Source organism: Amycolatopsis nalaikhensis, from assembly GCF_030264295.1.
GTDB lineage: Bacteria > Actinomycetota > Actinomycetes > Mycobacteriales > Pseudonocardiaceae > Amycolatopsis > Amycolatopsis nalaikhensis.
Window position 1 is genome coordinate 3,255,804 of record NZ_CP127173.1, and the last position, 12,988, is coordinate 3,268,791.

Below are 12,988 nucleotides of genomic sequence, written 5' to 3' on the forward strand. Positions count from 1 at the left end.
ACGCACAGCTTCGGCACAAGTTCACCACAAACGGTGCCGACACGGTGGGCACCATGACGACCACCCTGTCGGCGCCCGAACACGCCCAGCCCGCGCCCCAGGCTTCCCGGAAACCGAGCTGGGTCAAGCCGTCCGTCGCGGGGCTTCTGCTCGGGACCGGGCTGCTCTACCTGTGGGACCTGGCGAAAACCGGCTGGGCCAACGACTTCTACGCGATGGCCGCGCAGGCGGGCACCTGGAGCTGGAAGGCGCTGTTCTTCGGTTCGCTCGATCCCGGCAACGTCGTCACCGTCGACAAGCCGCCGTTCTCGCTGTGGGTCATGGGGTTGTCCGGGCGGATCTTCGGCTTCTCCAGCTGGAGCCTGCTCGTGCCGAACGCGCTCGCCGGCGTCGCCTCCGTGGGCCTGCTCTACCTGGCCGTGCGACGGCTTTCCGGCCCGGGCGCCGGGCTGCTCGCCGGGGCCGGGCTCGCGCTCACCCCGGTCGCCGCGCTGATGTTCCGCTACGACAACCCCGACGCCTTCCTCGTGCTGCTGCTCGTCGCGGGCGCCTACTGCGTCGTGCGTGCGCTGGAGCACGCGAGCACGAAGTGGCTGCTGCTCGCCGGGGTCGCCATCGGGTTCGGCTTTCTCGACAAGATGCTGCAGGCGTTCCTCGTGCTGCCCGCCTTCGTGCTCGCGTACGCCGTCGCGGCCCCGACGTCGCTCGGGCGCCGGATCGGGCAGCTCTTCGCCGCGGCGGGCGCGGTGGTCGTCTCCGCCGGTTGGTGGATCGTCGTCGTCGCGCTGTGGCCGGCCGCCGATCGGCCCTACATCAGCGGCTCGACCGACAACACCGTGCTGGAACTGGCTTTCGGCTACAACGGCCTCGGCCGGATCTTCGGCGAGGGCCGCGGGGGCGGTGGTGGCGCGACGTTCGCCCCGCCGTCGGGGATGCAGGCGCCGCGCGGCGGCGGGTTCGGCGGCGAGGCCGGCTTGACGCGGTTGTTCAGCGCCGAGTTCGGCGGCGAGGCGTCGTGGCTGCTGCCCGCCGCGATCATCGGACTGGCCGCCGGGCTGTGGTTCACCCGGCGCGCGCCGCGCACCGACCGGACGCGGGCCGCGCTGCTGCTCTGGGGCGGCTGGCTGGTCGTCACCGCGCTCGTGTTCAGCTACATGAGCGGGATCATCCACCCGTACTACACCGTCGCGCTGGCGCCGGGAACCGCCGCCACGCTGGGGATCGCCGCGCGCGAGCTGTGGCGTGGCCGGGCGAACTTCGCCGCCCGCGTGGTGCTGGCCGTCCTGGTCGCGGTGACGGCGGTGTGGAGCTTCGTGCTCCTCGCGCGGACTCCGGAGTGGCAGCCGTGGATCCGCTACGCACTGCTCGTGCTCAGCGCCGTCGCCGTCGCGGGTCTGCTCTTCGGTGCCGACCGGCTCCGGCGGCTCGGCCCGGTCGTGGCCGTGGTCGGCCTGTGCGGCGCGCTGCTCGGGACGACGTCGTTCACGCTGGCGACGGCGGCGGCCGCGCACTCCGGCGGCACCCCGTCGTCCGGTCCGAGTGCCGCCGCGAGCGGACGCGGTTTCGGGGCGCGCGGCGGCTTCGGCGGTGGCCGGACCGACGCGGCACTCGTCGACCTGCTGAAGAACACCACGACGAAGTGGGCCGCGGCGCAGAGCGGTGCGATGGAGTCGGCCGGGCTCGCGCTGGCGAGCGGACGCCCGGTGCTCGCGATCGGCGGCTTCAGCGGCAGCGACCCGGCGCCGACGCTGGAGCGCTTCCGGCAGTACGTCGCGGACGGCGACGTCCGCTACTACGTCGCCGGTGGCCGGGGCGGGTTCGGCGGCGGCCGCGGGACCTCGGGGGAGATCCAGACCTGGGTCGAACAGAACTTCGCCCCGCTCACGGTCGGGGGCACGACTGTTTACGACTTGACGAAATCTGTCGATTGATCGAAATGCGCCTGAACCGCGTGAATTGTTTCCAGCGTGTTAACAATCGCGAATTCATTCGGCGCATTCGCGGGCGGTGCGATATCCGGGGATGCGGACACCTGTTCGATTTCCGTCTCGGTGAGCGGCACAATGCGAACGACTGTTCGGATCCGCGACGCGGCCGCCGGTGATGATCTCCGCGCGGTTCGCCGCCGCGTAACGACGAGGAACTATCGGGCGTGCAGTTGCACGGGCCGAACGCACGGGCTGTGGATCAACTTGGGCGGTCGGCCGAACGAAACGATCGTCAACTTGATCTTGAAGAGCCCGGACCGCGCTGGTCGACCCGGTTAGGGGTCACTCGTTCGGATGCACTGGTCGGGCGTTGTGGTGATCTTGTGCTAGTCGCTAGGCTCTGCGCCGGGAGAGGGACAAGGGGTGGCCGACCCGGTGCGCTGAGTGCTGGGTTCTCACTGGGTGTGGGTACTTCCTGTCCGCGTTCTCTCTTGCCATGACCCGATCAGGTGGAACCGGAAGAGAGCAGCGATGACCGTGCGCGGTGGCGCAGCTCGCCCCGATCCACCCCCTCTTCGTCACGACCCGTAGCCCCGAGCACCGCAATTCCCTCTTCGGTACGGCACCACTCCACTTCCCCCGCATCCTGGAGTTCGTTGTGATTTCCCGTTCCCGCCCCCGTCTCGTGACGGTGCTCCTGACCTTGCTGACGCTCGCCGGCGTCACCGCGCTTTCCGGCTGCAGCGACAGCACCGCCGAAGGCACCGGCGGCAAGATCACCCTCGGGTTCAGCGCGTGGCCGGGCTGGTTCCCCTGGCAGGTGGCGCAGGAACAGGGCTTGTTCGCGAAGAACGGCGTGAACGTCGACCTCAAGTACTTCGACAACTACACCGACAGCATCAACGCGCTCTCCAGCGGCGCCATCGACGCCAACAGCCAGACGCTCAACGACACGCTGTCCTCGGCCTCCGGCGGCGCGAAGCTGTCGATCGTGCTGGTGAACGACAACTCCACCGGCAACGACAAGATCATCGCCCGCGAGGGCATCACCGCCGTCGCCGACCTCAAGGGCAAGAAGGTCGCCGTCGAGCAGGGCACCGTCGACCACTACCTGCTGCTGCTCGCGCTGCAGGCGGCGAAGCTGACCGAAAAGGACATCGAACTGGTCAACCTGCCGACCGACGCCGCCGCGGCCGCGTTCGTCGCCGGCCAGGTCGACGCGGTGGGCGCGTTCGCGCCGTTCACGACCAAGGCCCTCGAGCGCCCGGGCAGCCGCGCGATCTCGTCGTCGGCGGAGTTCCCCGGCGCGATCCCGGACCACCTCGTCACGTCGCAGAAGCTGGTCAAGGAGCACCCGAAGGACGTCCAGGCGCTGGTCAACACCTGGTTCGAGACGCTGACCTGGATCAAGAACAACAAGGACGCCGCCGTGAAGATCATGGCCAAGCGCGGCGGCGTCACCGACGCGGACTACAAGACCTACGACGCCGGCACCACGATCTTCACGCGCCAGCAGAACCTCGACGCGTTCACGCCGGGTGTCACCGCGCAGCACCTGGACTTCCAGGCGAACAAGATCATCGACTTCATCGTCGGCACCGGCCTGGCCCAGCAGCGGCCGTCGCTGGACGGCCTGTTCGACGACCAGTTCGTGAAGGCCGCGCCGCAGTGACCGGCCGGACCCAGCGCGCGACCGCGGCGAGCCCGGCCGACGAGCGGGCCGCCGAGGAGCTCGAGGCCGAGCGGCGGCTCGCCGAGCGGCAGGAGGAGTCCGGCCGCGCGGGCGGGCGGCCGGACTGGTCGCCGCTGCCGCGCCGCGCCGGGCTGAAACCGTCGGCGTCGCCGCTGTTTTCCTTGCGCACGCCCATTTCCGGCGGGGCCCGCTGGACGCTCGCGGTGCTGTCGTTCGCGATCCCGTTCCTCGCGTGGGTCGCGCTGAGCTTCAGCGGCGCCGTCGACTCGACGTTCCTGCCGTCCCCGGCCGCCGTGCTCAAGGCCGGGGTCGACATGGCGGGCACCGGTGAACTGTTCGACGACCTCTGGGCGACGACGCAGCGGGTGCTCGAAGGCTTCGGCCTCGCCGTGCTCGTCTCGGTCCCGCTCGGGGTGCTGATGGGCGCGTTCACCGCGGGGCAGGCGTTCTTCGAGCCGCTGATCGGCCTGCTGCGGTACCTGCCCGCGAGCGCGTTCATCCCGCTGCTGATCATCTGGCTCGGCCTCGGCGAGCCGTCGAAGATCGCCATCCTCTTCATCGGCACCGTCTTCTTCAACACGCTGATGACCGCCGACGTCGTCCGCGCCGTGCCCGGCTCGCTCATCGACGTCTCCTACACGCTCGGCGCGCGCCGCGGCGAGGTGCTGCGCAAGATCGTGCTGCCGCACTCGCTGCCCGGCATGATCGACGCGATCCGGGTCAACGCCGCCGCCGCGTGGAACTTCGTGGTCGTCGCCGAGCTGATCAACTCCTCGGCCGGCCTCGGCTACCGGATCGTCCGGGCGCAGCGGTTCCTGCAGACGGACAAGATCTTCGCCGTGCTCGTGGTCATCGGGATCGCCGGGCTGGTCATCGACGTCCTGCTGCGCCTGCTGCGCACGCGGGTCGGGAAGTGGGCGGCATGACGCTGGAACTGCGGAACGTCGCCAAGGACTACACCGTGCGCGGCCAGGTGACGCGCGCGCTCGACGGCGTCGACCTCGAGGTGCTGCGCGGCGAGTTCGTCTGCGTCGTCGGCGCGAGCGGCTCCGGCAAGTCGACGCTGTTGTCGCTGGTGGCCGGGCTGATCGGCCCGACCGAAGGCGAGATCGTGCTCGACGGCGTGCCCGTCACCGGGCCCGGCCCGGACCGCGGGCTGGTCTTCCAGTCCGGCGCGCTCTACCCGTGGCGCAGCGTCGAGAAGAACGTCGCGTTCGGACTCGAGCTGCTGCCGATCGACGCGGCCGAGCGGGCCCGGCGCGTCGACTGGTACCTCGCCGAAACCGGGCTCGACGCCGTGCGCCGGTCGCTGCCGAAACAGCTTTCCGGCGGCCAGAAGCAGCGCGTCGCGATCGCGCGGGCGCTGGCGTGCGAGCCGGAAGTCCTGCTGCTGGACGAACCCTTCGGCGCGCTGGACGTCCAGACCAAAGAGGACATGCAGGTGCTCATCCGCCAGGTGTGGGCCGACACCGGCACCACGGTGCTGATGGTCACCCACGACGTCGAGGAAGCGGTGTTCCTCGGCGGCCGGGTCGTGGTGCTCGCTTCCGACCCGGGTCGCGTCGCCGCCGACGTCGAGGTGGAGCTGCCCGCCGAGCGGGACCTGGCGGTGAAGCGCGAACCGCGGTTCCTCGCGCTGCGCGCCCGGATCGAGGACCTCGTCCGGGAGCAGCACCGCGGGCACGTGAGCCGGGTTGCCGCGGTCGAGTGAGAACGGACGACGGGAAGGTGGCGGGATGAGGCACGGCAGGGCGACCGCGAAACGGGCCGAGGGCGGGGGAATCCTCGCCCGGCTCGGCATCCGCGGCAAGCTGAACCTGCTGCTCCTGCCGCCGCTGGCCGCGGTGGTGCTGGTGTCGGTGCCGTTCGTGCTGACCCAGGCGAGCAGCGCGCTGGCGGCGTCGCAGTCGGCGACCGTGGCCCGGCACACCCAGCAGCTCGGCGGCCTGGTCTGGCAGCTGCAGCGCGAGCGGCTGCTGACCGGCGCGTACGTCGCTTCGCCGGCGCTGCCTGCCGACCAGATGCTCCAGCAGCGGAAGACGGTCGACTCGGCGGTCGAGAGCGTGCGCTCGTCGCTCGGCGCCGACGCCCCGGACGAGCTTTCCTCGGCGCTGACCCGGATCGGTTCGCTCGCCGAGCTGCGGCAGAACGCCGAACGCCGCGGCGTCGCGCTCGACAGCGTCGCCCGCACCTACCACGCGGTGATCGGCGCGGTGATCGACGCGCTGCGGCTCGTCCCGCAGCTCACCAGTGACGCCGAAGGCACCCGGGAGCTGACTGCGCTCGAAGCGCTGCTGCGCGCGAACGAGGAGAACTCGTTGCGCGGCATGGCGTTGATCGTGACGGCGGTGTCACCGGAGGCCGGGCGGTCCATCCTGGACGACGCGACCCAGCAGTCGCCGATCTTCACCGACCGGTTCGTCCAGCAGGCGGACAGCGCGCAGTCGGCGCTGGTGGTCAACGTCGAGCAGAGCGAAGCCGGCCGCAAGATCGACGACCTCGCGGCCCAGATCGACAACCCGCGTGACGCGGTCGCCACCACCCAGTACGTCGCGGACGTGCTCACCGCGTCGGAAAGTCAGGCGGGGCAACGCAAACTGGTCCAGGAGCGGGTCACCGGCGAGATCGCCGATGCGGCTTCCGACCGGGCCGCCGCCGGCACCCGGCTGGCCTGGACGGTCGGCGTCGGCGCCGGGCTGCTGTTCCTGCTGGTCGCGTTCCTCGCCGTCGCGGTCTCCCGCTCGATCGCCCGGCCGCTGCGCCGGCTGACCACCGCGGCGACGTCGGTCGCCGACCTGGCCGGCACCGAGCTGGTCCGCGTGACCGACACCGAAGAGGCCGAGGCGCAGGTCCCGCGGCTGGCCACCATCGACGTCGTGTCGGACGACGAGCTCGGCAAGCTGGCCGCGGCGTTCAACCGGGTCCAGACCACCGCCGCCGAGCTGGTCGAGCGGCAGGCGCTCACCCGGCGCAACACCAGCTTGATGTTCGCGAACGTCGCCAAGCGCACGCAGAACCTGGTCGGCCGCCAGCTCGCGCTGATCGACGAGGTCGAGCGCAACGAGCAGGACACCCGGCTGCTGGCCAGCCTGTACCGGCTCGACCACCTCTCCACCCGCCTGCGCCGCAACGCCGACAACCTGCTCGTGGTGTCCGGCACCCGCGACGAAACCCGCATCGCCGGCCCGATCGAGCTGGCCACGGCACTGCGGTCGGCGCTGGCCGAGATCGAGGACTACCAGCGCGTCAAGCTCGGCGTCGTCGGCGACATCCTGCTCTCCTCGGCCCTCGGCGCCGACCTGGTGCTGGTGTTCGCCGAGCTGCTGGAGAACGCGACGTCGTTCTCGCCGCCGGGCTCGATGGTCGAGGTGGACACGATGTTCCTCGCGGACGGCTCGTGCCTGGTGAACATCGTCGACCACGGCATCGGCATGACCGCCGAGAAGATGGCCGAGGAGAACCAGCGGCTCGTCGAGCGCGAACGGCTGGAGCTCGCGCCGACCAGCGTGCTCGGCCTGTTCGTGGTCGGCCGCCTCGCGCGGCGCCACGACCTCGGCGTCGAGCTGCTCGCGACACCGACCACCGGCGGCGTGACCGCCCGGCTGACCATCCCGCCGTCGCTGTTCAGCCACCGCACCGGGCTGCCGCCGAAGCAGGAACCGGTGATCCCGGTCCAGGCCGCGCCGCCGGTCGTGCCGCCCCAGGCGCGGCCCGCGGAAGCCGTCGCCGCCACCTCGGTGTCCACTTTGGACGAACTGCGGCCCGCCGAGCTGCCCGCGCCGGCGATCCCGGCGCTGCTGAGCACCCCCAACGGCTTCCGCTGGTTCCGCCAGCTCGAACCGGTGTGGCCGGACGCCGAGCCCGACGTCAAGCCGCCGGTCGCGGACCCCGAACCGGAGGCCGAGACCCGCGGCGGCCTCCGCCGTCGCGTCCGCGGCGCCCAGCTGCCCGACCCGGGGATCACGGCGCCGGTCGCCGACGGCAAGCCGCGGCACGACCCGGAAGCGACCAAGAACGCGATGGACGGCTTCCAGAGCGCCTTCGCGAAGGCCGCCGAAGTCGGCGCGATGGCGGCTGAGCCGCCGCCCACCCTCGTGACCGAACCCGTGCCGCCGCCGGCGGGCGACGGCTCGTCGCTGCCCCAGCGCGTGCCCGGCGGATCGGACCTGCCCGCGCCGGCCGTCCGGCCGTCCCTCACCGCGCACGCCCCGGCCACCGCGCCGATCGCGGCCGCCCCGCCGTCCCGGGACGGCCTGGTCCGCCGCGTCCCCGGTGCCCAGCTCGCCCCCGGTCTGCGTCAGCAGTCCGCGGGCAGGCCGCCCGCCCGCGCCACCGCGAACCGCACCCGGCGGGACCCGGCGGCCGAGCGGGCGGCGTTCGACGCGTTCGCCGCCGGCCTCGCCAAGGCGGACGTGGTGACGGCAGACAGCCCGCCCCAAGGCGTGGTCGCCGGTCGTGTGATGGAACGAGGAGAAGAGAGCAGGAAATGAGCATCCCCGCACCTGGCGTCAGTGTCGAAGCCCAGAACTTCAACTGGCTGGTGAGCCGCTTCGCGCAGCACACCGCGGGCGCGATCGCCGCCATCGCGGTTTCGGCCGACGGTCTGCTGATCGCGATGTCGTCGGAGCTGGAGCGGTCGAACGCCGACCGGCTCGCCGCGATCTCCTCCGCCATGCTCGGCCTCGCCCACGGCGTCTCCGACAGCCACCCGCTCGGCTCGCCGGACAAGGTGATCATCGAGCTGGAGCACGGGTACCTGCTGGTCTGCACCATCAGCATCGGCTGCTCCCTCGGCGTCCTCGCCAACAAGCAGGCCAGCCTCGGCACGATCGCCTACGAGATGGCGATGTTCGCCAACCGCGCCACCGAAGTGCTGACGCCCGGCCTGATCGAGGAGCTCAAGAACACCGTGGGGTCGTGATGACCGAGGAACCTTCGCTGCTGCGGCCGTACCTGATGACCTCGGGGCGCGCCCAGCCGGTCGACCAGACCCTGGAGATCGAGGCGCAGGTCATGACGTCCCGCCTGGGCGCGGCGTCGCACCCGCAGCTCACGTTCGAGCGCCAGGAAATCGTTTCCCTGTGCCGGACCACGATGTCGGTCGCCGAGGTGGCCGCCATGCTCGGCCTGCACATCGGCGTCGCCCGGGTGCTGGTGGCCGACCTCGCCGAGCTGGGCTACGTCGTCGTCCGGCGCCCCGGCAACCACAACTCGCACGACCTCGGCATGATCGAAAGGGTCATTCGTGGACTCGAAGCCATTCACTGAACCGGGTGCCCGCCCGCTGGCCCCGGTCAAGATCGTCATCGCGGGCGGCTTCGGCGTCGGCAAGACGACGGCGGTCTCGTCGATCTCGGAGATCAAGCCGCTGACGACGGAGGCGGCGATCACGTCGGTGGCGGCGTCGGTGGACCGCACGGGCCACGTCCCGGCCAAGACCACGACGACGGTGGCCCTCGACTTCGGCTGCATCACGATCGACGACGAGGTCAAGCTGTACCTGTTCGGCACGCCCGGCCAGGACCGCTTCGGGTTCATGTGGCAGGACCTGGTCCACGGCGCACTGGGCGCCCTGGTGATCGTGGACACGCGCCGCATGGACGACTGCTACCCGGCGGTGGACTACTTCGAGAACGCGGGCCTGCCGTTCGTGGTGGCGGTGAACATGTTCGACGGGTCGCTGGGGCACAACCTGGAGGACGTGCGCTGGGCACTGGCGGTGAGCGACGACGTCCCGCTGATCACGTTCGACGCGCGGCAGAAGCTCTCGGTGCGGGACGCCCTGCTGGCGGTGCTGCACAACACGTTCAAGAAGGCCCGGGCGCAGGCGGGCGCGGGGGCGTGAGGGCCCTTGGGTACACTGATCCACGGACCCCGCGCGGCGTCCACCCTGTGAACCTCCCCAGGGCCGGAAGGCAGCAAGGATAAGCAGGCTCTGGCGGGTGCGCGGGGTCCCCTTCTTTTCGGCTCCGGCTCTCGGGGCTTCGCCCCTTCGCCGGGCCTTCACTTCGTCGTTTTGCCCGGGGGCCGAGCCCCCGGACCCCCACGGTGCCTCACGCGCGGCCTGCGAGGTCTGCCGCGGCTGTCGTGAGTGTTTAGGGCGGTTAGAACCGCCCTAAACACTCACGACAGCTTTAGAACAGGCCCAGCACGTCGTTCGGGGGTTGGGGTGGGGGTGGTGCGTCCTCGTCGGTGATCGGCTTCGCCCGGCCCGCCAGTTTTCGCAGCTCCGCGCCGTCCACGCACCTCGACGGGAACGCCGCCGAGGCCGTGCGCCGGGCGATCTCCGCCGTCGGGAGCGGGGCCGCCGACGCCGCGAACACCAAGTTGCCGAAGCGGCGGCCCTTCAGCACCGCCGGGTCCGCCAGCAGCAGGACCTCCGGGAACACCGCCAGCAGCGTCGCCAGGAAGCGGCGGGCGAACGGGAGGCCCGAGCCGTCCGTGATGTTCGCCAGGTAGACGCCGTTCGCGCGGAGGATGCCCGCCGTCGCGCGCGTCGCCTCCAGCGTCGCCAGGCCGCCCGCCAGCGTCGCCCGCTCGAACGCGTCGACCACCAGCAGGTCCGCCGAGTCCTCGCGGCGCGTCGCCAGGCCCGCCCGGCCGTCCGTCACGCGGACGCGCAGCCCCGGCACCCGCAGCCCCAGCTGGGCGCGGACCAACTCCACCAGTTCGCCGTCGGCGTCGAACACGAGCTGCCGCGACCCCGGCCGTGTCGCCGCCACGTACCGCGGCAGCGTGCAGGCCGCGCCGCCGACGTGCAGCGCGTCCACCGGCCCCGGCGGCAGCTGGTCCACCACGTCCCCGAACCGCCGGACGTAGTCGAACTCCAGGTTGGCGGGGTCGTCGAGGTCGACGTAGGACTGCGCGACGCCGTCGACCGACACCAGCCAGGCGTTGCCGCGGTCGGCGTCCCGGAGCAGCTCCGCCGTCCCGAACCGCACCGGGTAGCGGCCGGGTCGAGGACCGGGCCTCGGTGTTCGGCTCACGAGGGCCAAGGTTAGTTGTCGGTGGTGCCCGGTACTCTCGCGACGTGGCTCTCGCGCTGTACCGCAAGTACCGTCCGGCAACCTTCGCCGAGGTCGTCGGGCAGGAGCATGTGACCGAACCCCTCCGCACGGCGTTGGCGGCGGGGCGGATCAACCACGCCTACCTCTTCTCCGGCCCCCGCGGCTGCGGGAAGACGTCGAGCGCGCGCATCATGGCGCGCTCGCTGAACTGCGCCGAAGGCCCGACGCCCGACCCGTGCGGCAAGTGCAACTCGTGCCGCGCGCTGGCGCCCGAGGGGCCCGGCAGCGTCGACGTCACGGAGCTGGACGCGGCGAGCCACGGTGGTGTCGACGACGCCCGCGAGCTGCGCGACAAGGCGTTCTACGCGCCGGCCGAGTCGCGCTACCGCGTGTTCATCATCGACGAGGCGCACATGGTCACCACGCAGGGCTTCAACGCCCTGCTGAAGATCGTGGAAGAGCCGCCGGAACACGTCATCTTCATCTTCGCCACGACCGAGCCGGACAAGGTGCTGACCACCATCCGCTCGCGCACGCACCACTACCCGTTCCGCCTGATCCCGCCGAAGTCGATGCGCGACCTGCTGGAGCGCAACGTCGCGGCGGAGGGCGTCGAGGTCGAGCCGGCGGTGTACCCGCTGGTCATCCGCGCGGGCGGCGGTTCGGCGCGCGACACGCAGTCGGTGCTCGACCAGCTGCTGGCCGGCGCCGGGCCGGAGGGCGTTTCGTACTCGCGGGCGGTCGCGCTGCTGGGCGTCACGGACGTCGCGCTGATCGACGACATGGTGGACGCGCTCTCGACGGAGGACGCGGCAACGGTGTTCGGCACGGTCGAGAAGCTGACGGAGGCGGGCCACGACCCGCGCCGGTTCGCGACGGACCTGCTCGACCGCCTGCGTGACCTGGTGCTGCTGCGCGCGGTGCCGGAGTCCGCGGGCGGGCTGGTGTCGGCGCCGGAGGAAGAGCTGGCCCGGATGGTGGCGCAGGCGGAGCGGATCGGCTTGGCGACGCTCTCGCGCTACGCGGACATCGTCCACAATGGACTCCTGGAGATGCGCGGCGCGACGTCACCGCGGCTGGTGCTGGAGTTGTTGTGCGCGCGGATGTTGCTGCCATCGGTGACGGAGGCGGAGAAGGCGCTGCTGGCCCGCATCGAGAGGCTGGAGCGCCGCGCGACGGCGCCGGTCGCGCCGGCGGAGGGCGGAGTGGAGCCCCCGGTGCGGGCGGCACCGGAGAAGGAGTTTTCGCGGCCGTCGCAGCGGGCGGGGTCGGCGGGTCCCGCGCCGGTCCCGGAGCCGGTCAAGCCCCCGGCCCGCCCGGAGCCCACCCCGGCGGCTGGCGCGGGCGCTGCTCCGGCGGCGGCGAGTGCGGCTGCCCCGGCGGCGGCTCCAGCGCAGTCCGGCCCGGACGGCGGCTGGGGAACCCCACGCACGCCGGGCGGCGGCACCCCCGCCCCGGCGGCAGGTGCTCCGGCGCAGTCCGGTGACAGCGGCTGGGGCACTCCTCGGACACCGGGCTCACCCGCCCCGGCGGCAGCGAGTGCGCCTGCTCCGGCGGCCAGCTCTGGCGCGGCGGCCGACGACGGTTGGGGAGCCCCGCGCACGCCGGGTGGCGGCACTCCAGCTCCGGCGGCGCCGGAAGCTCCGGCACCGGCGGCGTCGGGCGGCATGGACGCGGCGGCGATCCGGAACGTCTGGCCGCAGCTCATGACGGCGTTGCGCAAGTTCACGGGCGGCCGCAGCCTGGAGGCGATGCTGACCCAGGCGGCGGTCGCGAGCGTCGAGGGCAACGCGGTCACGCTGACGCACAAGTCGGAGCCACTGGCCCGCCGCCTGTCGGACCAGGACAACGCCCGCAAGATAGCGGGAGCACTGTCCGACGTCCTGGGCGGAGACTGGCAGGTCCGCTGCGTCCACGGAAACGCCCCGGCGGCGGCACCCGCGGCCCGCCAACAGCAGGCGGCACCGGCCCCGGAGAGGTCGTTCACCCGCCAGTCGGCGGCGGCGGCCGCGCCCGCGCAGGCGCCCGCAACCCCGCCCCCGGCACCGGCCCGGCCGAAGGTCACGACGACCGAGCCGGACATCCCGCTGCCCCCGGAACCGGCCGACGAGGACGACGAAGACCTCTACAACGAGGACGCCAGCCCGGCCCCACCGCCGCCCCCACCCCCGCCGGACCAGGACCCGGACGAGGTGGCCCGCAAACTGATCTCCGACCACCTCGGCGCCCGCCCCCTCGACTGACGCGAGGGGCCCGGGCGGCCGGTCGCGCTTCGGACCGGCGCCCGGCGATCGAGGCGGCGGGGCGGGCGACCTGCGGCCCAGCTGGGCGCGCAGCTCTGCGTTGCCGCGGGAAATCAG

The 12,988-nt window shown here is 72.2% G+C and carries 10 protein-coding genes and 1 other RNA gene; 10 read left to right on the forward strand and 1 reads right to left on the reverse strand.

The window, feature by feature from the left end; all coding sequences use genetic code 11:
- The first annotated feature begins 53 nt into the window (after nt 1-53).
- The 9 genes from QP939_RS16165 (at nt 54) to ffs (ending at nt 9,582) form a co-directional block, all read left to right on the forward strand.
- The gene (locus QP939_RS16165) at nt 54-1,931 is read left to right on the forward strand and encodes a glycosyltransferase family 39 protein (RefSeq protein ID WP_285457598.1); all 1,878 of its coding nucleotides are present in this window, start codon (nt 54-56) and stop codon (nt 1,929-1,931) included.
- A gap of 655 nt (nt 1,932-2,586) precedes the next feature.
- Nucleotides 2,587-3,600, forward strand: a complete 1,014-nt coding sequence (locus QP939_RS16170) for an ABC transporter substrate-binding protein (RefSeq protein WP_331658654.1) — start codon at nt 2,587-2,589, stop codon at nt 3,598-3,600.
- Nucleotides 3,597-4,547, forward strand: coding sequence for an ABC transporter permease (locus QP939_RS16175; RefSeq protein WP_285457600.1), 951 nt, complete (start codon nt 3,597-3,599; stop codon nt 4,545-4,547). The genes QP939_RS16170 and QP939_RS16175 overlap by 4 nt, the downstream gene beginning before the upstream one ends.
- Nucleotides 4,544-5,332, forward strand: coding sequence for an ABC transporter ATP-binding protein (locus QP939_RS16180; RefSeq protein ID WP_285457601.1), 789 nt, complete (start codon nt 4,544-4,546; stop codon nt 5,330-5,332). The genes QP939_RS16175 and QP939_RS16180 overlap by 4 nt, the downstream gene beginning before the upstream one ends.
- Before the next feature lie 25 nt (nt 5,333-5,357).
- Nucleotides 5,358-8,111 (forward strand): sensor histidine kinase, encoded by a 2,754-nt coding sequence (locus tag QP939_RS16185; protein WP_285457602.1) that lies wholly within the window; start codon nt 5,358-5,360, stop codon nt 8,109-8,111.
- Nucleotides 8,108-8,542 (forward strand): roadblock/LC7 domain-containing protein, encoded by a 435-nt coding sequence (locus QP939_RS16190; RefSeq protein ID WP_285457603.1) that lies wholly within the window; start codon nt 8,108-8,110, stop codon nt 8,540-8,542. The genes QP939_RS16185 and QP939_RS16190 overlap by 4 nt, the downstream gene beginning before the upstream one ends.
- On the forward strand, nt 8,542-8,889 hold the full coding sequence (locus QP939_RS16195) for a DUF742 domain-containing protein (RefSeq protein ID WP_285457604.1): 348 nt from the start codon (nt 8,542-8,544) through the stop codon (nt 8,887-8,889). Before QP939_RS16190 ends, QP939_RS16195 begins: the two co-directional genes overlap by 1 nt.
- Complete coding sequence (locus tag QP939_RS16200) at nt 8,867-9,466, forward strand: GTP-binding protein (RefSeq protein WP_285457605.1); 600 nt, start codon at nt 8,867-8,869, stop codon at nt 9,464-9,466. Before QP939_RS16195 ends, QP939_RS16200 begins: the two co-directional genes overlap by 23 nt.
- 21 nt (nt 9,467-9,487) lie before the next feature.
- Nucleotides 9,488-9,582: signal recognition particle sRNA small type (gene ffs, locus QP939_RS16205), an RNA gene on the forward strand.
- A gap of 173 nt (nt 9,583-9,755) precedes the next feature.
- Here ffs and QP939_RS16210 read toward each other — a convergent pair.
- Nucleotides 9,756-10,607 (reverse strand): spermidine synthase, encoded by an 852-nt coding sequence (locus QP939_RS16210; RefSeq protein ID WP_285457606.1) that lies wholly within the window; start codon nt 10,605-10,607, stop codon nt 9,756-9,758.
- A gap of 44 nt (nt 10,608-10,651) precedes the next feature.
- Here QP939_RS16210 and QP939_RS16215 point away from each other — a divergent pair, with 44 nt between their 5' ends.
- The gene (locus tag QP939_RS16215; RefSeq protein WP_285457607.1) at nt 10,652-12,871 is read left to right on the forward strand and encodes a DNA polymerase III subunit gamma and tau; all 2,220 of its coding nucleotides are present in this window, start codon (nt 10,652-10,654) and stop codon (nt 12,869-12,871) included.
- Nucleotides 12,872-12,988 lie beyond the last annotated feature (117 nt).